The organism is Denitrobaculum tricleocarpae (genome assembly GCF_007004665.1).
Lineage (GTDB): Bacteria > Pseudomonadota > Alphaproteobacteria > Kiloniellales > Kiloniellaceae > Denitrobaculum > Denitrobaculum tricleocarpae.
This window is the reverse complement of record NZ_ML660071.1, coordinates 15,784-42,428: the sequence shown is the minus strand read 5'-3', so window position 1 is coordinate 42,428 and position 26,645 is coordinate 15,784. Positions and strand designations below refer to the sequence as shown.

Below are 26,645 nucleotides of genomic sequence, written 5' to 3'. Positions count from 1 at the left end.
CACAAACACAAACCATCCCAAAATCAACAAACAGCCAACAGAAATTCCCGCGGGGTGGAGCAGCCCGGTAGCTCGTCAGGCTCATAACCTGAAGGTCGCAGGTTCAAATCCTGCCCCCGCAACCAAACACCAAAGCCCCCCTCGCGGGGGCTTTGGTGTTTGGATATCAGACCGGTCTCTCAACCTCCAGACCTCCGCTGGGTTGTGGGCCTCGCTCATAACTTGAAGGCTGAGACCGTCAAGAAAAGGCTCCAGTGGAGCCTTTTTAGGCCGAAGGTTGAGCACGGGCGAACAGCCCGCGCGCAGACTGCGCAAGGGACAAATCCATCAAACAGTCCACTGGACTGTTTGATCCCGCAACCAAATCCTAAACGCAACCAAATACAATGACCCCCTCGCGGGGCCCTATGTATTTGGGTATGAGACAAGCTTTGAACCTGCGACCCTTGGGTATTCGGAGCGACCGTGAGCCCACTGGGCTCGCGTAAGCACGACGAATGGTTCAAATCCTGCCAACGCAACCATTTCGAGGAACCGGGGCGCCAGTGGCGCCGCGTAAGTCCGATGAAATCCCCCGGAGGGACGCCCGCGTCGTGCCGGGTTTTTATTGGTGCAGACTGGGAAAGGGATCAATCATAAACATCGAACCAATAAAAACACACGCTTCACAAACGCAGGTTTTTTGTCCAGGGTGAGTACGCCAGTTCTGATGCGCCCGGAGATTTCAAAGGCTCATCGTGGAAGCTTCGCTACAGAGATACGAAGCCTTTAGAATTCTGTCTGCTCGACGTTCGCGGCATACCTGATGCAGCGCGTCAGAAATCAAAATCAGGTTTTGCGCTTCTGCCCTCTGTGCCAGGATTTCAAGGGCATCGGTTTGTGGTTGGCGGCAATGCTCTGCCAGTCCAGCGAGAGCCAATTGACCGAAACCCGCACCCTGTGTGGTATTCACTGTCTCTGAAATCCGGCGCATTTGCTTTGCAAAGCCAGCACGAGCCTTCGAGAAAATGTTGCCGGCAGGTGCGGTGGTGAAGTGCAGGTCGATTGCCTCGACGCCGTTGCCCTTACGGATCAGGATGGAGACCGGCTCATGGGTCGGACCATCTGCTGTCAGTGTTGTCGTGATCAAGAGTGCCAGTGCGCCAGGAAACTGCTGAGGCAGAGTTTTCAGGCGAGACAGCCGCGAGGGCGGGGCGGAAAGGTGAAGAGTCGCTCCTGCTGCATCCCGCACAGGCCAATGATAGAGCTGGTTTAAGTCATCGAACCTGGCTTCGTCGACCCTTTCTGGTAAGACAAGTGATGGAAGTGGGGAAGCCGTACGCGCCATGCCAGTGCCGGCTCTGGCGCGCAGCGAGCTGTGTAGTTCATCCCAGCGTTGGATCAGATACGGGGAATCCACTACGTCGGACGCCTGGAGATTTCCGCGAACTTCAGCACGTGCTTTGCCGGAAGTCGAGAGTTGGTGATCCACGGACAGGAACGGCTGCGCAAAATGCACCTGGGTACCAGTCAAGGTTTCTACCGAAGGCACGCCCCATATGGGGCCTGCAAAAGCCTCACGGGCGGTAAAGAGAGGATCCTGGCCGGCGCCACGCGCGATCACGGCGCATAAGAATTCGCCGTTCTCAGGGTTCAGCAAATGCAGGGTCAGTCCTCGGGCGCCTGCCGCGGTCGCCCATCTTCCTGCGCCAAGCGCCCATAGGCTGATGGCGGGAGCCGGGTCATAGCTGCGCCGTGCAGTGCCGCATAAGACTGGGTCGTTCGGCCGGACAGTGAGCGCTTTGCTTAGGGCGTAAGCCTGCGAGAGATTAGATAGAAACCGGGAGCCATCGAACCGGATGTCGCCCTTGTCCGCCCAGTCGGCGAAGGCCGATAACGTCATCAATTGCGATGTCAGACGGGGCGCGGATTGCACACGCGCAGAGATGGCGAGATCAAGAAACCGCTCCGAGGCAAGCGAAGCAGAGCCGTGGAATACCTGACCGATTGCAGTTTCGATAGCTTCGCAAATCGCGATCAGCATCTCTGCTTCGGGACCGGTTTCGCTTGGCGCCTTGTCGCTATCAAGCTTTGAGCCTATGCCGGCCTGGAAGCGAACGGCGATCACTGCTGCTGTTATGACCAGCCGTTTGCGCGTACCTGGTCCTTTGTAAAGAGCCGCTTTAAGAGGCTGACCCGCGACAAAAGTCACTTGCGCCTCTGGCGTTGCGAAGCTGACAGCTAGGTTCTCTTCTTCATCGTTCCTCTCGGCCGATCCAGCCAAGACGAGAGCCTGATCATAGTCGGACCCGGCAAACTTGCGCAGTTCAGCCTCGGATATCTCAAGAAGCATCTGCCGCGAGGAGAGCACAGGTGGCGTTGCGCCGGCGCTCCGTGCTTCCGCTGGGAGATCGCGCAGGGTAATCACTGCCATCAGAATGTGGCTGCAGATCCCCGATGCCGGACAGCTACAGTCGGCAGCCTGCGGCCCAGTTATTGGGAGTGTCACCGTTTGACCGCTGGCCTCGACTTCCGCACCTGTTTCATCCAGGCGGATGATCTCTGCTTCACCTTCTTTGCAGGCTTTGTGGGCGCGACGCAGCAGGCCCTTGTTTGCCAAAGCGGCCAAGGCGTTATCGTCAAAGGATGACAGTATGCCGGCCAGCGTCATCGCATCACCTCCGCCAGCCACTGCGCGAGCCGGTCCGGGGTCATCGCGCCGATCTGCATACCCAGCGATGTCAGGCGCCCGGCAATCTGTTCATCGTGATAGGGGGCGCCCAGCTCGTCCAACGCGCTGAGCCCGATCAGGCGCACACGGGCTTCGTTCATCCGTGCGACGGCGCGGAAGAGCCGGCGGGGGCTGGCGCCTTCGGCGAAATCCGAGATCAGGACAAAAACCGTGCGTTCCGGTGTTTCGACGAAGCGCTCGCAGTATTCGACAGCGCGTCCGATATCGGTTCCGCCGCCAAGCTGCACGGACAAGAGCGTTTCCAGTGGGTCGGTCAAACGGTCGGTGACATCGATGATCGATGTATCGAACAACACCATGGAGACGCGTACGCCCGGCAGGCCCGAGAGAATAGCCGCCATCACCGCCGAGTGGATAATGCTGTCTGTCATAGAGCCTGACTGGTCCACGCAGAGCACCACCGACCATGGTAGCCTGCGTCGTTCGCGGGACAAGAAGCGCAGCTCTTCGGCGATGATGCGCCCGGCTTTTGGGTCATAGTGTTTCAGGTTTCGGCGAAGTGTGTTCCGCCAGTCGAAGTTGGCCGCCGAGGCGATGTGCGAGCGCTTGAAGGGATTGCGTCGTCCGGAAAATGCACGCTGCACATCCGACTTCAATCGTCGGAGGACGTCTTGAATGACGGCATCGGCGACCTGCCGCAGTTTATCTTTTATCTCCGGCCTGGCCCGCCCATGGAAGCTTAACAGCGTCTTCAGGAGATCCTGATTGGGCTCAAGGCTGTCGAGAGTCTTGGGATCATCCAGGAGTTCGGAAAGCCCGTATCTATCGAGTGCGTGGTCCTGCAGTACCTGGAAGACCGATTGCGGGAAGAGTTTGCGCGCTTCGCCGAGCCAATCGAGGGCCTTCATTTGAGTAGGATCGAGCGATCCGGGCCCGTCCGGGCGATGCAGTCCGCGTTTGTCGTACTCACGGCCATAAAGGTAGTCGAGCGCACGATCCGCCCGCCCGTCGCCTCCCGTTAACCCGCCGAGCTGCTGTTCTGCGTAGCGGCCGAGCGCGAGACGCCAGCGACGTTTGACCTGTTCGCTCATACCGCACCTTCGTTCTGCGCGAAGATCCAGTCTTCCAGCCCATCCGCCCGAATGCTCGCGCGCAGGGCCGCGTCGATTTCCGCCCCCCGCCGGGCATCTTCGTCAGTGACATCGTAATGATGCGCGGTGAAATCCCCGGCGCTGCCACCATGGCGGTGAACCAAGGCGGCGGCAATGCGGTCCGCCTCACGTGGCGAAAGCGTCGACAGAGCCAGGCGCAGATGGGGTAGCATGGCTAAAAAGGCATCATCGTCCAGTTGGGCAAGAAATTCGTCGACGACTGCGAGCACGTGGTCCGCTGTCCAGAGAAGGTTTGGCGCTACAGCCAGCATGCCGCGCAGGCCGCCCAAGCGAGCGGGAAGATTGAGGGCGGTGCCACTGAACTGGCCGGTCAGCATGTCTGGAAGCGTGGATGCCGGTTTACGCCCGCCTTCGACCGCGATTGCTGTCACTGCGCCGAGGAGTTCCGGTCTTGGATCTGCCTCGGCGATCCGATCGAGAGCTTCATCGAACAAGGCGGTTTCGAAAGAGCCTGCAGCGGGCCCGTGTAGGAGTTCGGTCAGCATGCGCAGGGCATCCAGGCAGGGGGGCAGGGCCTCTTCGCGAATCTTAGGAAGGTCATCGCAGAGATAGATCAGCCTCTCGAAGGCGCCTTGCATGACGCTGCGGATTTCCAATCCTTCGGGTAAAGACAAAGGTCCGCGCGAAGCTTCGATTGCATGGAGCGTAGTGATAGCCCTGGCGGTTTGGGGGAAATCACCGCTTCGACGCAGAGCGTCTTTGACCTCGGTCAGCAACCTGTCCAGGTCTTGCCCCAAACCGGCTAAAAGCCCCTGTTTGAAGAGAGCAAGCAGGGCGTCAAGGTCATCGGAGCGTCCATTCTCTGTTAGCGCGGCGCGGGCTCGCGCAAGCTGTCCCAGACAGGCAGCGGGGATTGTATCGCCAAAGACCGCTGCCTCGATGAGCTGTCCTTCCACCTTCGGAGACCAGGCGTAGTCCCAGTGTTCGAACAGCAAGCCGGTCTGTACGGCATTCAGAAAATCGGGTCCTCCAGAACGGCTGGCAAAATCGGTCTCGAGCAACGTCATGGCGTGGGCAAAGCGCGAGGCGGCGAGATGAGCGGGTTTGCGGCGGATATCGAGGCTGCGCTCTCGCCTTAGACCGTCGGAAACATTAAAGCGCAGGGCTTTGGCCCGGGCGCGCGCATCCGCGACGATCGGTGGCTGCCCCGCCATATCGCTGACCTCGCCGAGCGCGTGGCCGCGCAGAAAGACGACAAAGCGTTCTCTCCAGGCATCCGCGCTACTGGTCTCGCCCTTCACGAGGGCGGAGGTCAGGGCATCGATAAGATCGTGACGCAGAGCGCCCGGACGGTTCCTCAGACGCGCGAGCGTCTCGGCGCTGCGCAGTAGCTCCACCTGCGCCGGCAGAGAAATTCCATAGCCGGCTGTGCGCATTTTACTGGAGAAGCTCTGTATCAGTTCGCGGGCAATCACCTGCCAGTCGGGTGTGCCTTCCTTGGACTGCACATGGTTCCACAGCGCTTCGTAATAGGCTGGCTGCGGCAAACCGGCCCCATAACCCATCAAAGCATCAAGCTCTTTGTAGCCGTAGCGGATCAGATAGGACTGGGCATCCGACTTCCCGCCGGCCGAGGTCTTACCCGCGGTTTTGATCGGGTCGAGGAGTGGTGCGGTATGAAAGCCACCGATCACCACCACCACCGGACCGGAACCCAGGGCATCGCGCAGGCCGGCTGCCATGTGGGTTTCGCGCTCCATGTCGCCCGTGCTTTCGATCTCATCCGCGGGTGTCGAGGCGCGCAGGGCGGTGCAGTAGGCGCCGACGTCGGCGAGGAAGCTGCGCCAGTCCTGGTCACCGATCCGGGTTTCGAAGAGATGGTCCCATAACTCGTAACCATCCTGACACCCGAGACGGCTGCACAGAGCTCTGACGTAGTCGCCCTGATCGAAGGCCTGCTCGCGAACCAGAGGCCTGGGGCCGGTTTCCTGCTGATCGGCGGAGGCGATCTTGGCGTCTGATCCGAGATCGATGAAGCGCAGTTCAGCGCCCACTTTGGCCCCTTCGCGCAGGGCGACCCATTCCGGTGAATGGGCGCAGAAGGGATAGTAAGCGGCCAGCCTGGGCCCGTCCTTGCGATCAAGCAGGCTGGCTGCAGCCACCGGTGGCTCAGTGTCGGCGGCAAGGAGGTGAGGGATCAGATGTTCGAGGTCGTGGGGCGCTTCGATCAGTACTTTGGCGGGGCGGATCTCGCGGATCATCTTCTGCACAGCGCTGGCGCAGGCCGGGGAATGGTGACGTACCGGTGCGATGTAAAGCTGTGCTTCGGGTTGAAACACTCTCTCACGCACGGCGCGAATGAGAGCTTCTCCGGTCATAGCTTTCTCGTGCTTGCTGTCGCCATAAAGCCGAATTGTGGGTCAGTCATCCGACTTTGCGGCTTTATGAAAGGATGCCCAGGCCCGGCTTCTGCGGCCCCTTGCGCGCGCGATCGTGTCCACATAGGCGCGCAGTTTGCGGGCGTCTTCGGCGTCGTCTTTGAAGACAACGCCACCCAGTTGCCGTGCTACATGAGCACCGGTCGGAGATTCCGCCGATAGATACCCTGCATCCAAGAGTGCCGCATGGGCCACGTTCACAGCTTCGGCGGTGGACATGACGCTTTTAGGCTGCGCCACTACCGCGCCGTCCTCGGCGCGGCCCGTTCGCAGGTCGCGAAAAACCGAAACAACCACGTCCAACACCTCCTCGGGCATCTCGGCTTCTATATCGTAATCCTCCATGCGCTCCTTGAGCTGTTTCGCAATCAATTCCTTTTCGAAGGCTGCATCCGCGATCGGCGAGACGGTCTCGAAATTGAAGCGGCGCTTGAGCGCGCTCGACATCTCGTTTACGCCCAGATCGCGCAGGTTGGCGGTGGCGATGACATTGAATCCGCGCGCAGCGCGCAGTTCGCGCTCAGCCCCCAGCTCCGGCATGGCGATGGTCTTTTCCGAAAGCAGGGAAATCATTGCGTCCTGGACCTCTGGTGCACAGCGGGTCAGCTCTTCGATCCGTGCAATCTTCCCGTCTTGCATCGCATTCATAATCGGCGATGGAACCAGCGCCCGTTCGCTCGGGCCTTCGGCCAGCAGCAGGGCGTAGTTCCAACCATAGCGCAGATGGTCCTCGATGACGCCGGCACTCCCCTGCACGACGAGGAGGGAATTGCCACTGATCGCCGCAGCCAGAAGCTCCGACAGCAGCGACTTTGCCGTCCCAGGTTCACCCACCAGCATCAGGCCCTGATGCCCCATCAGCGAGACGATACAACGGTCGACGAGCGGGTCGTCGCCGTAGAACTTCCGGCTGACATCCAATGCGGGATCGCCAAGGATGAAACGCCGCACCGCGCGCGGGGACAGCTGCCAACCTGCCGGCTTTGGCGCCCGGTCTTCGGCCTTCAGTCGAGCCAGCTCCTCGGCGTAGCGGCGTTCGGCCGGCTCTTTCTGGGTGTTTGTTACATCCATGGCATCTTCTTTTCCCAATCGGGATCATGGCTGCCTTTCGCCACCATGTCCCGGTAATCGTTCCAACACTCCGATAAGAGGACCGGCGGCACTTCCGCCAAGGAAACTGCCCGTGAACGTCTGTTATTGTTGAGCAGCTTGACGAACTCCAGATGTATCGCCGCAGCGGGAAGGTTCTCTTCCGGCAGGCAATTGCCCGAGAATTCGATCACGGCGCTGAGGCCGGCACTGCGAAAGTTTTTAATGTATTCGTTGAAGTAACCGGCATCCATGGCCTCGCCACGCTCATAACCCAGACGCGACGCGGCACCGCGCATCGTAAAGGTGTCGGTTGTCCAGCCTTTGCGATCCTCGATCCGGGTCTCCTTGCCCTGTTCCTCGGTCAGAGCCAGAAGGGGCCGGCCGAACTGGGTAAAGAGCGGCTTGACTTCATAGTCGGTCAGATGCTGCACCCAGGCTTCCGCCTGCTCGGCGGCGAGCAAAGCCCCGTGGGCAAGGCGGATAGAGGCGAAAGACTGGGGCTCTACTTCGTTGTCTTCGGCATCTACGTAGTCGCCTTCGGCAGTGGGACGAAATGCGCCGAGGAGCGCGCCCTCGCCATTCTCACCCAACCAGATGACCCGCTCTGTCAGGCGGCCCATAACAGGGTGGTCGCGGAAGTCGCGTATCCAGTCCTGGACGGGCCAACGCCTTTCGGCACAAAGCGCTTCATAAAGACGTTCGCCCTGCAGGGTGATGACTTGCTTCAGTTCCCGTTTCGAAGCCGAGAGCTGCTTTTTGCTGGCTTTGGTCGCATCGTCATCGCCCGCTGGCAGCCCTTTGATTTTCTTTCCGTCCGGATTCAACACGACGAGTTTAAATTCATCGTCCATGCGGGCGGAATAGGGCTTTTCCTCCCGTCCGCAGGGGAGCTCGAGTATGCCCTCATCGTTCAGGCCCGCGGAGGGAACAGTGCGGTCTGCGAGTTCGTCCATCGTCCAGTCGCGGGCATCGGCAACGGCCTCGACCAGTTTGCCTGCGTAGGCCTGAACACCCTTTTGCTTGAGGCGTGTTGCCGCGGAGATGACGATTTGCAGCGACAGGGGATCGCCCTTCGCAGCCAGCAGATCTAAGAGCGAAGAGGCTTGGGAGGTACGGGATCCGTGCGCCTTGAGGTAATTGCGCACCGAAGCCGCTGCATGCGCCGGGTCGGTGTGTTTTGTCAGCGCCAGAACGCCTTTCGTGGCCGCCCCCGAGTTCAGGTATTGGCTCTTGATCCCGTTGTAAAGCTCGCGAAAAGCCTGTTCCCGCGTGTAATCCTTGACCCAGCGCAGCATGCTTTTCCAGTTCTGATCGGCATGCTGTTCCGCATAGGCATTTGCCTCGGCATTGCTGGGACGCTGCGTGTCATAGTTGATCCAGGCATCGAAGATCCAGGTCGAGAGTTCCTTCGCGCTTTCGGGATCCAGTTGGTCGAGATAGATGTCGAAGAGCTTATTCCCACCCGGTTGTTTGAGCTTGTTGGCAAGGAACAACCAAGCCTTGATCACTTCCGACGGTACTTTCTGTCCACTTCTATACTTCATCGTCGGCAGATGGTCGTCGATCAGCCACTCCAGCTTATCGAACTTCGCCTTTTTCAGGGTCTTCTCGGCTTCAGCCAGAAGCGCCTTCGGACCCACATAGTCCGAAAGCTCGACCCCCAATCGTGATAGCGTGGTGAGAATTGCAGCTTGGGCCAGATCCGATTTCTCTTTCTTGAGGCGCGCCTGCAGCGCCTTGGTCGCCTCCTGCAAACCAAGATCCGCAATCCATTCGGCGGCACCCGCCCGCACGTCTTGCCGGGTATCGTCAAGCAGGGCGACGACGCGCTCTGCCAGACCGGGGGCGCCCGTCAGCATCTCCCGCGCTTCAGCCCGGCCGGTCTTGGTCGTTCCTGTGGCGACTTCCAAAAGAGGGCCGTAGTAGCGTTGCGGGGTTTTGGGCAGGAGATGAAGAAAGCGTATCGCGTGAAATCTAGAGGGCTTCAGGTCGTCGGCGCTTCGCAAACCAAAGGCCTGATCGAACACATCGAAGCTCTCGGCCAAAAGCGGCCAGATGGCTTCACGCGGCAAGTCCGCGACCTCGTAGTTGAACCAATCGCGCGACATCTCTTCGCGGATCAAATCCCCGGGACCGGCGTGACGGCTTTTCCGGTCCCCCCAGGATCCATATTGAATTTGGGCGACACCTGTTGCGTTCAGGTCCTCCAGGACACGGTAGTCGGCGCCTTCGCTGTTCACGTAGTACGAAATGTAGGCATCGCCCGCTGTGTAGTCACCTTGATGGAATGCGGCGTCGAAGTCTCGACTCATGCGCAAGGCGAAGCGCAGCGCCCTGTCTTGGGGCATGCGTTTCAAAGTCGGCAGTGTCCAACTGTCCCGCGCCGTATGATAGAGGAACATGCGCATCAGCTGGTTCTTCTCGAGCAGGAACTCTTCAGGCGGTCCGTTGAGCAGCTCGATGATCTGGTTTGCGAAGCCGCTTGAAAGCGAAGGTTCGACGTACTTGCTCAATCCCGTTCTCGTCTTGTTGCGGCGATCGATCTCGGCGTTCTCTTTTTTGATGAGCTCAGAAAGATGCTGCAGGTCTTCCTTGCTGAAGGTTATCTCAGGCGCGGTGCTCGGCATCCGTTTCGGCGGAATTTCGACACGGCTTCCGTCAAGGGCGAGGTAGCTGGTTGCGTCGTCTGCCTCCTCGGTCTCGCGGGTGTTCACTGTCTCAACTGTAAGCGCTGATTCGATGGCCGCTTTAATTCGGGCGGTCTTCTCCGTCTTTTGATGTTCGCGCAGTATATTTAGCGCTTCGGGCGCCTGGAGCCCGGCCAAGAGCGAGACCATGGCGCTGCGGACCGGCGCGCTACCCTCCGACAGATTTTTTTCGGCGACGGGCAGGACCTGCTCGTGCGGCAGGGTCATCATGACCTGGACCGCTTCCTGGCGGACCGATTTGGCGCCATCGGCGGTCATTTCGGTCAGATAGCCGCAAAATGCCGGTTCCGAAAAGAACGACCATTTGCGCATTTGCTTTATCAGGACCACCTTACCGCTGGCGCTAATCCGCCGTCCGGCTGAGAGCAACTCCTCGGGATGGTCGCGAGCCAAAGGTGCAAAGTCGAAGAGCTCCGGCAGTCTTCTGATTTCGGTTTGGGTCTCCCAACGGCCGTCATCCTGGAAAAGAATGTCGAAAAGATCCGTCGCCGAACCGCCTGCTGCCCGGCAAACGGCAAGGCAGAATTCAGGGGTCAGGTTACAGGCTGACCCGTCGATCACAGGACGCGGCCATCTATTCGAAGACTCAACCAGGCCAGTACCTGCAATTGTGAAGAGTGCCCTCAGGGGCAGGGGCGTGTGTTTCGACCCAGAGAGATCGCCCTGCTCCGAGCCAGTGGCCGCGCCCAGAACTTCTGCATATCGTGCGAGTATCTCGGCGTCGTTCGCCTGACGGGCTAGGTAAACGCGTCTTGCATGGTCTGCCTTGTCTTTGGAGTAGCGCGCTGTCAATCCAAGCGTCTCGCGGCAATCCAGAGTTGTCAGAGTGGATAAAACGGTCTCGTTAGTCCCATTGCTGACATAGGCCGCGGCTTTGTCTCCCAATCCGTTCTGCAAACCGTTCAATCGGTGTAAATCTCTGGTAATAGCGTCGGAAATCTTGAGATTCTTAAAAAGACTGGAGATTAGCGACCGCAACTGACTTTCCTCATGAAATTACTTTTGCACGATAGTCACGCTACCGGGACGCATCATTTAAACCAAGTGCTTTTCGTTATCTCTTAAGCTCATGAGCTGGGGCGGCTTTTTGCACACCTCGACACGCAGAAGATCCGAAAAGCCGTAATTTTTGACTTCAAATTGAGACACGATCCAATGTTATCCGGGGTTGCTGGTTGGTAGGCAGGTTTCTGGCTCTTCTGGTATTTTAGCTTCTTTGGTCGCACGAACCCGTTAACCGAGAACACTGCACAGAGTTGGTTGCGTGCTCCCCGCAACCAACCTACGAACTTACGATCCAATACAGTCATTTACCCCATCACGTATAACAGTTGTACTGGATGACTAGCGGGCTTTCGCTGCACTCAGGTCCAAGGTCTGATCAGCGGACGATCCGGATTTTGGGCCGTTCGTTGTCAATTGGTGCTCACGGCCCTTCGCCGACATCCAAAGCGACCCTCAGTTGCTGCGCCTGCATACCCGGTTCCGGGCATTCGCCGCGACCGCAAAGTATTGAGCTGGGCGTTTGTCAGCAGGGTGGACAAAGCTGTCCTTCTTGAGCCAGCTCAAACCAAGATAGACCGTATGATGTCTACGCTTTATTGTCGTTTCCATGACTCCTCACATCCGACCTGGACAACAATCTGACGTCGTAGCCTGCGTCGACATACTGCGCGATTGGGCGGACGAAACACTGTGGATGGCCGAGCTGGACGACCTTCAACCGATGCAGGCTTTTTGGAGGGATCTCTTCGAGACTGATTTGGTGTGGGTTGCGGAGATGGGAGACCGCATTGTGGGTTTTTGTACACGTGATGACGACAATATTGGCGCACTCTACGTGGTAGCCGAAGCGCGTCGCACAGGTATCGGCAAGCGTTTGCTGGACATGGCAAAAGCAGACCGCGACTGGATAACCGTATGGGTGTATGAAAAGAACATACATGCGCTAAGATTCTATAAGCGGGAGGGTCTGCTCGAAGTCTCTCGGGAAATCGAGCACGAATCAAACCTTATGAATATCGAGCATCGCTGGACCAACCCAAACTGACATTCGAATGTCAGTTTGGGTGGTTGCAGACTTGCGGCGTCGCAGAGAGAAAACCGCCTTTACGCCCACCTGAATGTCAGCTTCCGGCGAAGCCTTTTGTCTAGCGCGCACTTATGGCGAACGACCGCAATCCGCCCTCCAGGTAGAGTGCTGCGCTCCGAACCAAGGTCGCAGAATAGGCTTGCAGCTGCTGTTTGCTGTACCGTCAACGAAAGACCGCTTGTCGCGGTTTGAGAACTCTAAGGCCGTTGTTGGAGTGTCAGTGGTGAAGCAGTTCCGCTTCTGCATCACAATGCTTTCCACCGGAAACCATCATCCCCACAACCAAATCAAACATCAGGGCCAAGCGACGTTGCACGGCGAAGAGGCCCTGGGGGGTGTATCCGTTACACAACGGGTTTTTTTATTCGACATGAGACACATATGTGAAGCTGAAGCCGCCGTCGGGTGATGCGCTCGCAGAGCCTGCCAGCGCCCATCTGGCTGGAATGCAAAGGACCGTCATGACGAGAGAGCAAGGAGTGGCGCAATGACGCTGGACACTGGCGGAGATTCGGCCCATTGGGAGATGCAAGCACGTACACGTGTCACTGAAAATCCCAGGCTTGAGGTTATGGCACGGCGGTCTTTTCTCCTCGATTATGCTGTTGAAGAGGTATGGCGGGTGATCCAGGACCCGCTGCATTGGGAAGCCGATGCCTTTCACAACGAGATTGTCGACATGCAGGATGCGGGCGGCGTCGGCACCTATTTCGAGATGCTCCACACCAACAACCCGATTATCCCCTGGCCGATGCCGGACCAGCGCTTCGTGGGAGTGATCATGGACTGGGAGCCGCTCAAACGACAATCCGTCGCGGAGTTGAACATCGATAGCAGCGCCGGTTCGAAACGCACGCCGGATCACCGGCAAATCATTGAGCTAGAGCCGCTTGGACCGGCGCGCACCCGCCTGACCTATTCGGTCGCCACGATCAGGATGGAGGGAATCAGCCCCGTGACACGGTTTTTCTTTCGTCCCTGGGCACGGCTTCAGTTGCGCCGCGCGATCGGCAAGAAGCTCGCCCACATACGCGAGGATCTTGCGCAGGCTGCCTGAAAGCTGCGCGTATTCGATAAAACACCATGAACCACCTGCTTTATGATTCGCTCAAGATTCATGGGCTCTCGAGCAGCCACCCACGATTCACTGAAAGCGCAATTCCTGAAATCTCTCACCGGCGACCTGCCGTCTGTTGACATAATCCGGCCTCCTGCGGCTGGAGATGGGGGGAGACGGCGTCTTTGAGGGGGGCACCCATCGCATCTCTCGGTCTCGTCGAGATAAAGGCTGCGGTCCCGCCCTCTCTTACGCGAGCCGGACGGAGAGTTCTTCCAGCTCGCTACAGCCCGCATTGGCGAAAGCCAGCCGAAGAAACGCGTCCTGTCCCTCACCGAAGAAAGCGCCCGGCAGGCACAGGACACCGCGTTCGGCGGCAAGTCGGGCGGCGACATCGACGGATGCGCTGCCTTCAAAGGGATGTCTGATGTAGCTGAAGTAGGCACCGATGCTCGCGATCTGCCAGTTTGAAAGGCCGGAGACGACTTTTTCGAGGCTGTCACGACGGCGTGCGATTTCCGCGCGGTTGGAGTCCCGCCAGTCACCAAGCTGCGGCATGGCCTTGGCGACGGCACATTGCGGCGGCCTCGGCGCGCAGATCTGAAGGTTGTCCATCACTTTGGCGATCTGCATCACGATATCACGCCCGGCCGTTACCGCGCCCAGTCTATGACCGGGAATGCAAAAGGATTTCGAGAAGCTGTAAAGCCCGATGAGATGATTGCGCCAATTCGGGCGTTGAAAGAGCCTATGCGGTTGCGCTGCGTTCCCGGGCAAAAAGTCGCGATAGGTTTCATCGACGATAAGCCAGATGCCGCGTTCCACGCAGATATCGAACAGCACATCCATCAGATCGGGTGGATAGACCGCGCCGGTCGGATTGTTCGGGGTCACGCAGACGAGCGCTCTTATGTCCGGCGTCACTGCAGCCTTCACCAGGTCAGGGTCAGGCAGAAAACCATCCTCGGCCTTGGCGGCAACAGCCTTGGTTCCGATTCCCAGCATCGAAAGGGTGGATTCATGATTGAAGTAGAAGGGTGTGACGAGAAGCAGTTTTTCGCCCGGACCGGCAACGGTCAGCGCGCTTGCCACAAAGGCCTGGTTGCAGCCAGAGGTGATGTGAACTTCCGCGTCGCTGACATCAGCGTGATAAACCTGTCTCAAGTCTGCCGCGTAAGCGTCACGTAGCGTCGGTTCGCCTTCGATCTTTCCATAACCCAGGAGTTCAGGCTGCCGCGCGCTCTCCTGCAGGTGCGTGAGCAGAAGGGGATGGGCGGGATAGCCAGGTACGGCTTGGGAGAGATCGATCAAAGGCCCGTGATGGCCGTCATAGTTTTGCGCGGATTCCTGGACGGCGGGGATGGGCGGCATACTCAACCGCGTTACGGCACTGTTTAAGGGAGCGGAAGAGATGACGGGGTCTCCAAAATTCTGGGTGATCGGGATAGCCCGACGCCGCGAAGAGACTGAGGCCTCGGATTTGCGCACTTCAGTCTAATCGGCGCTGAAATTCAAGAAATATGCGCTTGCAAATTCTTACATTTGTAACCTTCAATGATTTTATGAAGATATCCGGTTCCGATCTACATCTCCTGACCGTTTTTGATTGCGTGGTCCGCAACGGAGGCTTTTCCGCGGCGCAGGCGGAGCTGGGCTTGAGTCAGCCGACGATCTCCAATCACATCACGGCGTTGGAGGAGCGCTTGGGGATCAGGCTCTGCCAGCGCGGCCGGCGCGGGTTCATGCTGACGGAAAAGGGGCGCATGGTACATGAGGTCAGTCAGGACCTCTTTACCGCGATCGGAGACAGCTCCAGCCGATTGGCGGAACTCAGGGGCAACATGGTGGGTTCGCTCCGGGTTGCGACGGTCGATTGCATATCCACCGACGACGCGATGAAGCTGCCGGACGCCATCAGCTCTTTCATCAATCACGCGCCCATGATCCGCTTCGAGCTCTCGCAGCAACGCCCGCAGGAGATTTTGCGGCAGGTTATGGACGGTGCCCTGCATGTGGGGATAGGCAGCTTCGACAAGGCAATCCACGGGCTGGAGTTCGTCGATCTCTACGCCGAGCGGCATTCCTTCTACTGCGGGGCCAGTCATCCGCTGTTTCATGTGCCGGACGCCGATATCACGGAGCAGATGATCGAAGACAGCGCCCGGATCGACCGCGGCTATTGGAGCCGGCAGCGCCAGCGCGCCCTTAATATCCGCGAGATCGATCTTTCGGTGCACGAGATTGAATCGCAGCTGATGATCGTGCTCAGTGGCCGTTACATCGGCCTGTTGCCGGACCATTTGGCAAGGTCTTACGTGGACGCGAAGCGCCTGCGAAAGTTTGAGCTCGATCAGGACCCCTATATCTGCCAAATGCAGATGGTGACGAAATCTGGCAAAAAGCCTGTTGTCATCAGGGCTTTTTGCGAAACCCTGGTTCAGGCTCACAGAGAGTGATACTGAAGCAATACATTTGTTTTTTCAAATATATCAGTTGACGGGCCTTTATTGAAGCCGTCTGCGCCGCGTCGCTATTCTTACAGCTTGTCATGACAGGAAGGCGCCGGTTGCAGGGATGAATGTAGAAGCGAACGAGGAACTCAATCAGCCGTTGGGCGGGAATCAGATGCCGCGTTTCGGCGGCAACGCAACCATGATGCGTCTGCCCGCACAGGAAACCGCGGCAGGCCTGGATGCCTGTTTCGTTGGCGTGCCCCTGGACATCGGAACTTCGAACCGCTCCGGAACGCGTTTCGGCCCGCGTGCCATGCGGGCCGAAAGTGCGATGCTGCGACCTTTCAATATGGCCACGGGTGCCGCGCCCTTCTCGGAAATGCAGGTCGCGGACATTGGGGACGTCGCCATTAATACCTTCGATCTGAAAAAATCGATCGAACTCATCGCCGAGGCTTACCGCCAGATCCTGAGCCATGGCGTTATCCCGCTGACCCTGGGCGGAGACCATACGCTGACCTACCCCATCCTGAGGGCAGTTGCAGAGCGGCACGGCCCGGTGGCCCTGATACACATCGACGCACACTCGGACACAAACGATGAAATGTTCGGCGAAAAGATCGCCCATGGGACGCCCTTTCGCCGCGCCGTGGAAGACAAGCTGCTGATCAACGACAAGGTCTTTCAGATCGGGCTGCGCGGAACGGGTTATGCCCCGGACGACTTCGAGTGGGGACGCAGCCGGGGCTTTACGGTCGTTCAGGCTCATGAGTGCTGGCACAAATCCTTGTCGCCGCTGATGGCGGATATTAGGGTCAGGATTGGCGACGCGCCGGTCTATCTGACCTTTGACATCGACGGCCTGGATCCGGCCTTCGCACCCGGGACCGGCACTGTCGAGGTCGGGGGGCTGACTTCCATGCAGGGCCTGGAAATCGTGCGCGGCTGCGCTGGCCTCAATCTCGTGGGGGGCGATCTTGTCGAGGTTTCGCCGCCTTATGACACCAGTGGGAATACGGCGTTGCTGGGCGCCAATCTGCTCTATGAAATGCTTTGCGTTTTGCCTCGTAAATCCAAATCGTGATATCCGAGGGATCTGTAGAAAAACAGGGAGAATATCATGCTTAAAAAAGCAACCAGACGACAGTTTCTGAAAACGACAACCGCGGCCGGTGTCGGCATCCTTGCAGCGCCGGCGATCCTGCGTGCTGCTGGTGAGCCGCTGAAAGTGGGCACCTATGGCGGTTACTTTCAGGACTCTTTCGATAAGCACATCTATCCGGAGTTCACCAAGGCGACCGGAATCGAGGTGGAATCCATCAGCGAACCGACCGGATCGGCCTGGCTGGTTCAGCTGCAGGCCGCGGCGCGTGCCGGACAGGCACCGGCAGACGTCTCCATGATGACGCAGACAGCGGCAACGAAAGGGGCGAATGACAAGCTCTGGATGCCGCTGGACAGCAGCAAACTGGAAAATACCACTGCGCTGCCCGAGCACTTTGTGCGTAAATACGACGACGGTTCCATCTACGCGATCGGCGCGCTGTCCTGGTACATTACCCTGGTCACCAACACGGAAGTCTATCCTGAGGCGCCGACCTCCTGGAAAGACATGTGGGATCCCAAATACAAGGACACACTTGGTCTTCTGGCCAAGGTCGATAATTCCTTCCTGCTCGAGGTTACGGCGACCACCTGGTTCGGCGGAACGGAGATCATGGATACCGAGGAAGGTATTCTCAAGGTCATGGACAAGCTTGCCGAGTTGAAGGACAACGTGCGGCTCTGGTACCGCGACGAGGGCCAGTTCCAGCAGGCGCTGGAATCGGGTGAGATCCCGATGGGCCAGTACTACCACGATGTCACCGGGCTCGCCGCGGCGGACGGTCAGCCGGTCCGTTCGACCTTCCCGCAGGAGGGCGGCATCCTCGATTCAGGTTCCTGGTGCCTCATCAAGACCTCCAAAATGAAGGAGCAGGCGGAGACTTTCATCAACTACATGAGCCAGACCGACATTCAGGCCAAGCTTGCCCGAAAGGTCGGAACCGCGCCGACCGTGCCGCGTGAGCTGACGGACCTGACGGATGAGGAATTTGCCGCGGTCTCAAGTGATATCAAGCCGATCATCCCACGTTACGACCTCTACAACAGCAAGGGTGACTGGCTGAACCAGAAATGGGCTGAACTCATTGCCAGCTGATTGAACGGTATGTCACGGGACGGGGGCAGCCCCGTCCCACTTTCCCAGAAGTCTTCCAAACAGCGATTGAATCGGTAAGGCCTTTTCGTGTCAGAGACACCCGGCGGTCTTGAGCTGCAAAACCTCACCATGAACTTCGGTTCCGTCCGCGCGATCGATGGGATCGATCTGACGCTGCCTGAAGGAAAGTTCGTCTGCCTGCTCGGCCCCTCAGGCTGCGGCAAGACAACCCTGCTGCGTCTGATCGCCGGGCTGCAGAACCCGAGCAGCGGCGATATTGTTTTCAATGGAAAGTCGATGACCGGCGTACCGTCTCACAAACGGGATTTCGGGATGGTCTTTCAGTCGCTGGCCTTGTTCCCTCACCTCAACATCGCTCAGAACATCGCTTATTCGCTTCGGATCCGGGGACAGTCCGCGGTGGAGATGAAGACGCGGGTCGAAGAACTCCTGGAAATGGTGCATCTGCCCGGTGTCGGGGACAGGCGCATCACACAGCTTTCCGGTGGACAGCGCCAGCGCGTCGCCATAGCACGGGCGCTCGCTATCCATCCGCGCCTTTTTCTGCTGGATGAGCCCCTGTCCGCCCTCGACGCCAAATTGCGTGAGGCGATGCAGGTCGAGCTCAGGCAACTACAGAAAAGCCTGGGCATTACGACCATCGTCGTTACCCATGATCAGCGCGAGGCCATGACCATGGCGGACCACGTTGTCATCATGAAGGATGGCAAGGTTCAGCAATACGGTCCGCCCTTGGAGATTTACCGCAAGCCGGCGACGGCTTTCGTCGCGGACTTTATCGGCGCCAGCAACCTCATGCCCTGCGCGGTGACGGACAGCGCCGCGGTTGAGCTCTACGGCCGGAAAATCGTAACGCCGGATCTTTCTGATACGCTCCGTCCCGGCCAGGGCGCGATGCTCTCGGTACGGCCCGAGGATATCCACATCTTGCCCGGTGTGGAGCGTGAGACGAACAGTCTGAGCGCCACCGTGACCTTTATTCGTGATCTCGGCGCCCAGGTCGAGATCATGCTTGAGCACGGCGAACAGCACCTCATCGCGACCATGACACCCAAAGACAAACCGGACGTTGCCGTCGGAGACGTGGTGTGTGTTGAGATCCCCACGGAGGCCTGCAGGGTGTTTCCGGCATGAGTGCCATGGAAGATGATGCCTCGGGAACTGAGCGCGGCTTTTCGCTGAAGCTGCTACCGCCCGCCTATGCGTCCGTGATGCTGGGCCTGTTCTTTCTCGTTCCCCTGGGCATCATGCTGGCGGTCAGCTTCTTTCACCGCGTTGAAGGCGCCTTCTACGAGCCGTCCTTCGAGTTGACAAACTACGCGCGTTTCCTGGATGCGTTCTTTATCAGGATTCTGGCTTTTTCGATTGGCCTCTCCATTTCCGCGGCCGTCATCGCCGTTCTGATCGCCTTTCCCTTTACCTACAGCTTGACCCGCGCGCGCCGGGGCACTCAGATTTTTGCGCTTGTCTTCCTCCTGGCGGTTCTGTCGCTGTCGGAGGTGATCATCGGCTTTTCCTGGTCGACACTGCTTTCCCGGACTGCCGGCGTGTCAAACCTGTTTGTTGCCGTGGGCTTGTTTGAACGAAGCGCGGCCTACTATCCGAGCCTTCCCGCACTGCTGCTGGGTCTCGTCTACTTGAGCTTTCCCTACACCGTCCTCGTGCTGTATCCGGCGCTTTCCAGACTGGATCCGGAGTTGTCCGAGGCGGCCCGAATGATGGGGGCTTCGCCGGTCAGAACCTTCTTCACCGTGGTCGTCCCGGTGATGAAACGCACGATCATCAGCACGATTATCCTGGCCTTTGTCTTTACACTCGGCGCCTACATCCTGCCACAGACGCTCGGAAAGCCCCCACATTGGACGCTCTCGGTCCATATCACCGATCAGGCGATTTTCGAGGCGAACCTGCCTTTCGCGGCGGCCATGGCGATCCTTCTGCTGCTTGTGTCCCTGGTGATGGTTGCCATCACGCTCTTGATGGGTAAAGAAGATGCGGCGGGAGGAAAGGCATGAAGGCAATCCGCGTCGTCTTCATGATCGCCGTCTTTTGTCTCATGAGCGCGCCGATTCTCGTGGTCGCCGGCGTATCCGTGAATGAAAAGAAGCGGCTGCTCTTTCCGCCCAAGGGTTTCACGCTGGATTGGTACGGCGAGCTCTTCACGCAGAGCGCCTGGTTCAACGCCCTGCAGAACTCAGTTCTGATCGCACTTTTCGCCAGTCTTCTGGCGGTCTCTGTGGCGCTGCCCGTCGCGCTCTATCTCTGGCAACGCAACTCCCTCTTCGGGCGCCTGCTCTTCAGCATCGGTCTCGCGCCCTTTATGCTGCCGCCGGTGATCACAGCACTTGGCCTGCTGATTTTCTGGGTTTCCGTTGGTGGCTCTGGACATATGGCGGCGACGATTGTCTCTCACGGAGTCTTTCTGGTCACCCTGCCGCTCGTGACAATTTCGCTGGGCCTGGAGTCCATCAACCGTCAACTGGTGGAAGCCGCGCGTACGATGGGCGCGGATGAGAGGACGGTTTTCTTTACCGTCATCCGGCCGCTCATTACACCTTACATCGTCTCGGGCTTTGCCTTCGCGTTTGTGCTCAGTCTCAACGAGTATATCATCGCCTATATGGTGGCAGGTTTTACGGTCGAGACTCTGCCGATTAAGATCTTTAATTCCCTGCGCTACGGCTATACGCCTGTGATGGCAGCTGTTGCCGTCATCTTTGCATTGGTTTCCGTTGTGGTCTTCGGGCTGGTAGCCCGCTACGGCGATCTGCCGCGTCTGCTCGGCGCAGCGGCTAAAGATGCGAAGTAAGGCAATGCGGAGATGGATGCCGGCATGAAACGCGTAGCACTGTCCCAGATGGCCGGCGTTCCCGGCGATATCGAAGCAACCATGGCGCGGGTGCTGTCGGATGTTGAGGCTGCCGCGAGGGAGAAGGCCGACCTCCTGATCTTCCCCGAAGGCATCATGACCGGCTACTACAGCGCCGATCTGACGGCCGCGCGCGTGCCCGATATTTCGGCCTGGCTCCCCGAGCTGCAGCGGCGGGCCAAAAGCTCTCGGCTTGCGATCATCATCGGGGCTTTGGTGGCGGACGGAGAGTCGATCCGAAACTTGGCCCTCGCGATCGATGAAGAAGGCGAGTTGGTCGCGCAGTACTGCAAGCGCGCGCTCTATGGCAAATGGGAGCAGGCCACTTTTACGCCTGGTGAATGCAGCGAAGTGGTGGTTCTGGCCGGGATCAAAACAGGCCTTCTGATCTGCTATGATATCGAGTTCCCGGAACTCACGCGCCAGTTGGCCCAAGCCGGCGCCGAGCTTATCGCGACACCTACGGCTTTGATGGCGCCGAGCACTGAAGTCGCGCAGGTCCTGGTGCCGGCCCGAGCGATCGAAAACCAGATTTTTGTGGCCTACTGCAATCGGGTCGGGCAGGAGGAAGAACTCGACTTTCTCGGCCTTTCCAGCATTGTCGCGCCCGACGGAAAAGTACTGGCCCGGGCCGGGGGAGATCCCGCGCTCATCCTCGCGGACCTGGATCTCTCGGAGGTTGGCAGCAGCCGCAGCAACTCTTGCTATCTCGACGACCTGAAGAGGCTCCAGCGTGGCGAAGAAAACTAGCGGTTCAGATGATGGTCGTGCGCAGGGCCACCACCATGATCAGGGCCACCACCATGATCAGGGCCACCACCATGACCATAAGCATGATCCGCTCGAAGAGGGTGCGGCCCTGCGGGTGCGGGCGCTTGAGGAGATCGTCGTCGCCAAAGGCCTTGTCGATCCCGAGGCGCTCGACAGCATCGTCGAATATTACGAGCGTGAAACCGGACCCAGGAATGGAGCAACCGTTGTTGCGAGAGCCTGGACCGATCCCGAATTCAAAGACTGGCTCCTGAATGATGGCACCGCGGCCATCAGAAGCATGGGCTTTGGCGGTGTTCAGGGCGAGCATATCCGTGTCCTCGAGAATACGGACGAGGTCCATAACGTCGTCGTCTGCACGCTTTGTTCCTGCTATCCCTGGCCAGTGCTGGGGTTGGCGCCCGCCTGGTACAAGAGCCCGGCATATCGCTCCCGCGTGGTTCGGGAACCACGAGCCGTTTTGAAGGAATTCGGATTGGAGATTCCCCGGACTGTGCAGCTGCGGGTTTGGGACAGCACGGCCGAGGTCCGTTACCTGATTATGCCGAAACGCCCGGCCGGCACCGAGAAAATGTCAGCCGAAGAGCTTGCCCAAATGGTGACGCGCGACGGCATGATCGGAACTGCGGCGCTTTAGGAAGATCATGGACGCAATTCACGATATGGGTGGCAAACAGGGTTTTGGAAAAATTCCTCTCGAGGATGACTATGTCTTCCGAGCCGACTGGCAGCGCCGTGCTTTTGCGCTGGTCGAAGCCCTGGCCTGGGCGACGCCCTACAACACCGATCAGCACCGACACGCTGTGGAACGCGTTCCTCCGGAGGAGTACCTGCGCCGCGACTATTTCGAGAACTGGATTATCGCGTCGGAAACACTCCTGCAGGAAGCAGGCCTGGTCGATCAGAGTGAGCTGGAGGCCGGTCTGAAACACTTCGATATCGATCGGACGAAGCACCAGCCGGTCGGCTCAAAAGAGATCGTGGAAGCGACGCGTGCCGGGGCGGCATTACGCTTTCCCGACGATAGCCAAGCGGCGCGCTTTCAGGTTGGTCAGTCTGTGCGGGTGTCGAAGGTTCAGACTGCCCGACACACGCGTGTACCGGGCTATGTCCGTGGCAAGATTGGTGAAATCGTCAGTGACGAAGGCGTCTTCCAATTTGCCGATGCCGTCGCGGCGGGAACGGGGCCAGCGCCGCAGCATTGCTACAACGTCGCCTTTTCGACGAGTACGCTCTGGGGCGAGGACGCGGAGGCTGAAGACAGGATTTCTGTCGATCTCTGGGAGTCCTACCTTGAACCCGTTTGAACAACACCGCGAAGCCCTCGATCTGGCGCAGGCTACTTTACCGGACAGATCCGACAGCGAACCGCTGTTCCGCACGCCGTGGCATGCACGTATCTTCGCGTTGATCGTGGCGCTGGTGAAGAACGAAGAAATTCCCTGGAAAAGCTTTCAGGAAAAACTGGTGTCGACACTCAAACAACATCAGTCGGCGGATGTCCAATTAACCGCTGAGGAAATCGATCTGCAGTACTTTGAATGCTGGCTCCTTGCCGCGGAGGAGACGCTTCTTGAAGCGGGTTTCGTGGAGACAAGCCAGGTTGCACGTCAGATCGAAGCGATCCGCACGTCTGTCGTCCAAACCCGCGCCGATCAGCTGACTTCCTGAGCAGTATACAGCGATGTCCTTTGGCGGGTCTCGTGAGTCCGCTCTGCGTAATTGAAGATGAGCGCACCAACGTGTTTCGACGAAACCACAAAGTGGTTCCGATCAGACATGAACCGGTTTAGGGTCTCCCGATCCTCACAAGACCCCGGAGGCGGTGTTGTTTCGCTGCCTGAGCGACGATCCCCGGGCGGTTGAAAACAGCGAGGGGTTTTGATGGATTGGGATAACTTAAAAATAGCGCTGGCGATCAGCCGGGCGGGTTCTCTGACCCAGGCGGCTCAGGTTCTGGGCATCGATAAATCGACGGCCGGGCGCCGTCTGTCCGCCTTGGAAGCAGACCTGGGAACCGTTCTCTTCGTTCGAACAAAAGCGGGCTTCGCTCTCACCGACGCCGGTGAGGCCGCGATCAATCGCGCTGTCGAAGTGCAGAGCCGGATCGAGCTGCTGATTGACGAAGTGACGCGATCTGACGAAGGCCCTGTGGGAACGGTGCGGCTGCTGGGCAATGCCTGGACGCTCGACCGCCTGACCGATATCGCCGTCCCCGGCTTCCTTAAGGCGCATCCGAGGTTGGATCTGCGCATGATCACGCGTGTACCTTACAGCAGGGTCCGCGGCGAGGCGTCCCTGGCGCTCTGGTTTGAGGTCGAACCGAAGGACGGAGAGTTCACTATAGAGCTTGGACAGGTGCCCTATGCGGTCTATCGGTCAAGCGATACCAAACTGCGCTCGTCCGAGTGGGTGTCCTTCTTCGATGAAGACGAGTCCCGCCCGATCATTGCGCAAGCCTACAGGCAATCCAGGCAGCAACGGGAGTCCGTGCGTTTGACGGCCACCGACGCCGCCATTCTTTTCACCGCGGTGAAACGCGGTGCAGGGAAAGGTCTCCTACCCATGTGCCTTGCGGAGGCGGATGAGGGGCTTGTGCGCGTAAACGATGGCGAGCCGGAATTGATTCGAACGCTTCATCTCCATGCGAATCACGACACAGTGCAGACGCTGCGTATTCAGTCGACGATCCGGTGGCTGCGCGAGACTTTTACGCCTGCATTTCAGCCGCCACGCTGGTCACCCTCTCCCCGCAATGGTTCTTAGACACACTCTGATTGAGTGATAGGGATGTAATTTTGAACCGCATCAGGTTTTCAAGGACTAAGAGATGTAACCTTCTCTTCGTCTTACGACCTCGTCTGGCGGTTCAAAGTGGCTATAAACAATAACGAAATCAGGGTGGATGATGCTTCGGACGTTTTGTTGTCCGAGCTTGTCGAAAGAGGCTGCCTTCTTCATTTGGTGTGTCCCAACTGCGGTAAGAGTTCGACGACCGAGGGCCGTTTCTTCGGCCGCCGCTACGAGGATGTCACCTTTGGAGAATTTCTGGATGCGCTCACCTGCCGCCGGGGCGGCGGCTGTGGAAACAAGGGCTTCGTGGGAGAGATCAGGCCGCGTCCGGTTTTACCGCGAGAAGACTACGCCGCGATCAGGTTTTAGCTCCAAACGCGGCGGACTCTGTTGGGGGGTTAACGATCGTTCAGGTCGGGTCAGGTGCGCCGGCGCGTTAACACGGACCATCGGCTACGGCAGGGAGCGGCGCAGCGTTTACCCGGCTTCTGCTGACTCAATGATATCGCTGCGCAGGCGGAGTTCTCGCAGGGTCTCTTCCAAGTTTTTGCTGTCCGCGCTCGAGCCGGGGGTTAAATGGTAGACGCCCAAGGCAGATGGGCCCGCGGTAATCGTGAGATCGGTTTCCAGAAGGAGTGAGCGAATGGCTTCTTCTGTAATCTGCGGTTTGAAAGTCACTTGCAGGACCGTTCCGCTTTCACCGCTTGCGAGTTGAGGGGAACCGTCGTTGCCGAATTGAGTGCTGAGAGTCACGCTGCTGATCACCGCCAGCGCCAGACAGGCCGCAACGGCCAGACTGCGCCACCACGCGGGAACCGGCTTTCTGCCCGCGCTTTCCTGAGCTTTCTGTGCGCTGTCGCTGAACCTTTGCCCGCGAAGGGCCGCGGGGTCCGCAGACCTCTCAGAGGCAGCAGCGGGAACCGCCTCGGTTTCGGAACCTTCGGGAGGTTCCTGCATGCGTTTGATCTCTCGCTGCAGCCGTTTCAAGCCAAGTTCACCGGGCGAGGTCGCTTCAGGCTGTGCTTTCAGGGACTTTCGGAGTTGCTTGAGATAGTCGACTTCTTTCCGCGCCTCTTCCGAGCGGGCCAGATAGTTTTCGACTGAAGCCCGCTCAAGTGGGTCGAGGGTCAGGTTGACATAAAACGGCAGTAGCTTCATGAGCTCGTGGTCGCTCAGACTTTTCTGCTCTGTCACGTGACGTCTCCAATTCAGGCGCGCGCATCGAGTGCGGTTTGCCCGGACAAATCAGCGGGGTGGGCCGGCAGGCCACAACCACCGCTGTCTGTCCTAGCAGAATTTTCTCAGATCGCAAGAGTGAGAAAGAGGTGTCGTGCGGGCTCGCGCTTTTGATATCGAGAGATTTTTCGGCAATTCTCACTGTCCAATGCGGCGTCCCACTCACTTTTGGGACACTCAAATTCTCTATCGGCGAGGACTGGGCTGCTCCGATTCCGCTAGGTCGGCTCCGTGCTCTCGAGTTCCGGCACAATGGTGTAGTCCCGGAATTCCTCCAGTTTCTCATCCATGTGTTCCGGGTTGTAGTAGCTCGGCGCCAGTTCTCTGGACTCTTTGATCAGTCCTTCGGCCCTTTTCAGGAATTGCTTCAGTTTCGCGTCGTGCGGTGGAACGCCGTTCTCGATGCGTTTTTGCGCCAATCCCAGATAGTACAGAGCATGCTGCTGCTGCTCCGCGCCGGGCTGGATCTCCAGCAATTGCTGCTTTGCGACCACGTATTCTTCGGCATGGGGCTCGAAACGCTCCAATGCTTCTTGAAGTGGATAATTGGCGTCATGCTCTTGGACTCGGGCGACGTTACGGGCGGTATCCCATATCATCAGCAGGCGTGCTTCCTCGCTCATACTTTCGCTGGCGCCGGTTTCCGCTGACGCTTCCAGGTCTTCGAGATTCTCGTATAGCCGGCGCACAAACTGCTGCGCCGGGCTCGCGACTTCTTTTTCTTTGTTGGCGAAGAAGACTCTGACCGACTGATAACGCTCTTTCAGGTCTTCAAACGTGGCGTGCGTGTCCTCGGGCATCTTATCCGGATCGAGGTTGCGCAGCTTCACGCGCACGAACTTCAGCTGTTTCGGAACGACGGTCCGGGCGACGCCGCCCAATGGCACGTTGGGCAAGGCTTCCTGCTGAATTTCTTCGAGAGCCGCCAACGATTTTTCCATGGATGTAATCGTCTCTTCGAGTCGCTGCTGGTAGCGGAACTTGTTTTTCCACTGGGTCTGTTTATCTGCCGCCACCGCGAGTTCGACGTTCAAAAACATCGTGAGCGCGGCCAGCAACAGGACGGAAATGCGATATGCGGTTTTCATGAAACGATCACCCGAAAAAGCGGAACAGGGGCGGTCTTGCGCCC

The 26,645-nt window shown here is 58.6% G+C and carries 22 protein-coding genes and 1 tRNA gene; 15 read left to right on the top strand and 8 right to left on the bottom strand.

Features of this window, described 5'->3' with window-relative positions; all coding sequences use genetic code 11:
* Positions 1-48: 48 nt before the first annotated feature.
* Positions 49-125 (top strand) — tRNA-Met (locus FKG95_RS28690).
* Between the two features lie 599 nt (positions 126-724).
* Here the strand turns inward: FKG95_RS28690 and FKG95_RS28685 are convergent.
* From FKG95_RS28685 to FKG95_RS28665, 5 genes are all read right to left on the bottom strand, one after another.
* Complete coding sequence (locus FKG95_RS28685) at positions 725-2,407, bottom strand: hypothetical protein (RefSeq protein ID WP_142899907.1); 1,683 nt, start codon at positions 2,405-2,407, stop codon at positions 725-727.
* 239 nt (positions 2,408-2,646) lie between these two features.
* Positions 2,647-3,762 carry a VWA domain-containing protein gene (locus tag FKG95_RS28680; protein ID WP_142899906.1) on the bottom strand — a complete coding sequence of 372 codons (1,116 nt, stop codon included), beginning with the start codon at positions 3,760-3,762 and terminating at the stop codon, positions 2,647-2,649.
* A complete protein-coding gene (locus FKG95_RS28675) occupies positions 3,759-6,161 on the bottom strand; it encodes a DUF5682 family protein (protein ID WP_142899905.1) in 2,403 nt (800 codons plus the stop codon). Before FKG95_RS28675 ends, FKG95_RS28680 begins: the two co-directional genes overlap by 4 nt.
* A 42-nt stretch (positions 6,162-6,203) precedes the next feature.
* The gene (locus FKG95_RS28670; protein WP_142899904.1) at positions 6,204-7,292 is read right to left on the bottom strand and encodes an ATP-binding protein; all 1,089 of its coding nucleotides are present in this window, start codon (positions 7,290-7,292) and stop codon (positions 6,204-6,206) included.
* Positions 7,283-10,927 (bottom strand): DUF4132 domain-containing protein, encoded by a 3,645-nt coding sequence (locus tag FKG95_RS28665; RefSeq protein WP_142899903.1) that lies wholly within the window; start codon positions 10,925-10,927, stop codon positions 7,283-7,285. The genes FKG95_RS28670 and FKG95_RS28665 overlap by 10 nt, the downstream gene beginning before the upstream one ends.
* Before the next feature lie 793 nt (positions 10,928-11,720).
* Between FKG95_RS28665 and FKG95_RS28660 the strand changes: the two genes are divergently transcribed.
* Positions 11,721-12,071 carry a GNAT family N-acetyltransferase gene (locus FKG95_RS28660; RefSeq protein WP_179954330.1) on the top strand — a complete coding sequence of 117 codons (351 nt, stop codon included), beginning with the start codon at positions 11,721-11,723 and terminating at the stop codon, positions 12,069-12,071.
* A 529-nt stretch (positions 12,072-12,600) separates the two neighbouring features.
* Positions 12,601-13,170 (top strand): SRPBCC family protein, encoded by a 570-nt coding sequence (locus FKG95_RS28655; protein WP_142899901.1) that lies wholly within the window; start codon positions 12,601-12,603, stop codon positions 13,168-13,170.
* Between the two features lie 249 nt (positions 13,171-13,419).
* On the opposite strand, the gene FKG95_RS28650 is transcribed toward FKG95_RS28655, so the two are convergent.
* Complete coding sequence (locus tag FKG95_RS28650) at positions 13,420-14,658, bottom strand: aminotransferase (RefSeq protein ID WP_281281519.1); 1,239 nt, start codon at positions 14,656-14,658, stop codon at positions 13,420-13,422.
* Positions 14,659-14,732: 74 nt separating this feature from the next.
* Between FKG95_RS28650 and FKG95_RS28645 the strand changes: the two genes are divergently transcribed.
* From FKG95_RS28645 to FKG95_RS28590, 12 genes are all read left to right on the top strand, one after another.
* Positions 14,733-15,626, top strand: coding sequence for a LysR family transcriptional regulator (locus FKG95_RS28645; protein ID WP_179954329.1), 894 nt, complete (start codon positions 14,733-14,735; stop codon positions 15,624-15,626).
* A 118-nt stretch (positions 15,627-15,744) separates the two neighbouring features.
* Positions 15,745-16,707, top strand: coding sequence for an agmatinase (gene speB / locus FKG95_RS28640; RefSeq protein ID WP_142899898.1), 963 nt, complete (start codon positions 15,745-15,747; stop codon positions 16,705-16,707).
* A gap of 36 nt (positions 16,708-16,743) precedes the next feature.
* Entirely contained in the window at positions 16,744-17,823 is a 1,080-nt protein-coding gene (locus FKG95_RS28635) for an ABC transporter substrate-binding protein (RefSeq protein WP_142899897.1), read from the top strand.
* Positions 17,824-17,910: 87 nt separating this feature from the next.
* Positions 17,911-18,978, top strand: coding sequence for an ABC transporter ATP-binding protein (locus tag FKG95_RS28630; protein ID WP_246116937.1), 1,068 nt, complete (start codon positions 17,911-17,913; stop codon positions 18,976-18,978).
* Positions 18,975-19,859, top strand: coding sequence for an ABC transporter permease (locus FKG95_RS28625; protein WP_246116936.1), 885 nt, complete (start codon positions 18,975-18,977; stop codon positions 19,857-19,859). Before FKG95_RS28630 ends, FKG95_RS28625 begins: the two co-directional genes overlap by 4 nt.
* Positions 19,856-20,653: an ABC transporter permease gene (locus FKG95_RS28620; protein ID WP_142899896.1), complete on the top strand. Its 798-nt coding sequence runs from the start codon at positions 19,856-19,858 to the stop codon at positions 20,651-20,653. The genes FKG95_RS28625 and FKG95_RS28620 overlap by 4 nt, the downstream gene beginning before the upstream one ends.
* Before the next feature lie 24 nt (positions 20,654-20,677).
* Entirely contained in the window at positions 20,678-21,463 is a 786-nt protein-coding gene (locus FKG95_RS28615) for a carbon-nitrogen hydrolase family protein (RefSeq protein ID WP_179954328.1), read from the top strand.
* Positions 21,447-22,121 (top strand): nitrile hydratase subunit alpha, encoded by a 675-nt coding sequence (gene nthA / locus FKG95_RS28610; RefSeq protein ID WP_142899894.1) that lies wholly within the window; start codon positions 21,447-21,449, stop codon positions 22,119-22,121. The genes FKG95_RS28615 and nthA overlap by 17 nt, the downstream gene beginning before the upstream one ends.
* A gap of 7 nt (positions 22,122-22,128) precedes the next feature.
* Positions 22,129-22,791, top strand: coding sequence for a nitrile hydratase subunit beta (nthB, locus tag FKG95_RS28605; RefSeq protein WP_142899893.1), 663 nt, complete (start codon positions 22,129-22,131; stop codon positions 22,789-22,791).
* Positions 22,778-23,155 carry a nitrile hydratase accessory protein gene (locus FKG95_RS28600; protein WP_179954327.1) on the top strand — a complete coding sequence of 126 codons (378 nt, stop codon included), beginning with the start codon at positions 22,778-22,780 and terminating at the stop codon, positions 23,153-23,155. The genes nthB and FKG95_RS28600 overlap by 14 nt, the downstream gene beginning before the upstream one ends.
* 213 nt (positions 23,156-23,368) lie before the next feature.
* Positions 23,369-24,250: a LysR family transcriptional regulator gene (locus FKG95_RS28595; protein WP_142899891.1), complete on the top strand. Its 882-nt coding sequence runs from the start codon at positions 23,369-23,371 to the stop codon at positions 24,248-24,250.
* A gap of 108 nt (positions 24,251-24,358) precedes the next feature.
* Positions 24,359-24,646: a hypothetical protein gene (locus FKG95_RS28590; RefSeq protein ID WP_142899890.1), complete on the top strand. Its 288-nt coding sequence runs from the start codon at positions 24,359-24,361 to the stop codon at positions 24,644-24,646.
* Positions 24,647-24,754: 108 nt separating this feature from the next.
* Here FKG95_RS28590 and FKG95_RS28585 read toward each other — a convergent pair whose 3' ends face one another.
* Together FKG95_RS28585 and FKG95_RS28580 are read right to left on the bottom strand one after the other, a co-directional pair.
* Complete coding sequence (locus FKG95_RS28585; RefSeq protein WP_142899889.1) at positions 24,755-25,471, bottom strand: anti-sigma factor; 717 nt, start codon at positions 25,469-25,471, stop codon at positions 24,755-24,757.
* Between the two features lie 260 nt (positions 25,472-25,731).
* Positions 25,732-26,571, bottom strand: coding sequence for a hypothetical protein (locus FKG95_RS28580; RefSeq protein ID WP_142899888.1), 840 nt, complete (start codon positions 26,569-26,571; stop codon positions 25,732-25,734).
* Between the last annotated feature and the right edge of the window lie 74 nt (positions 26,572-26,645).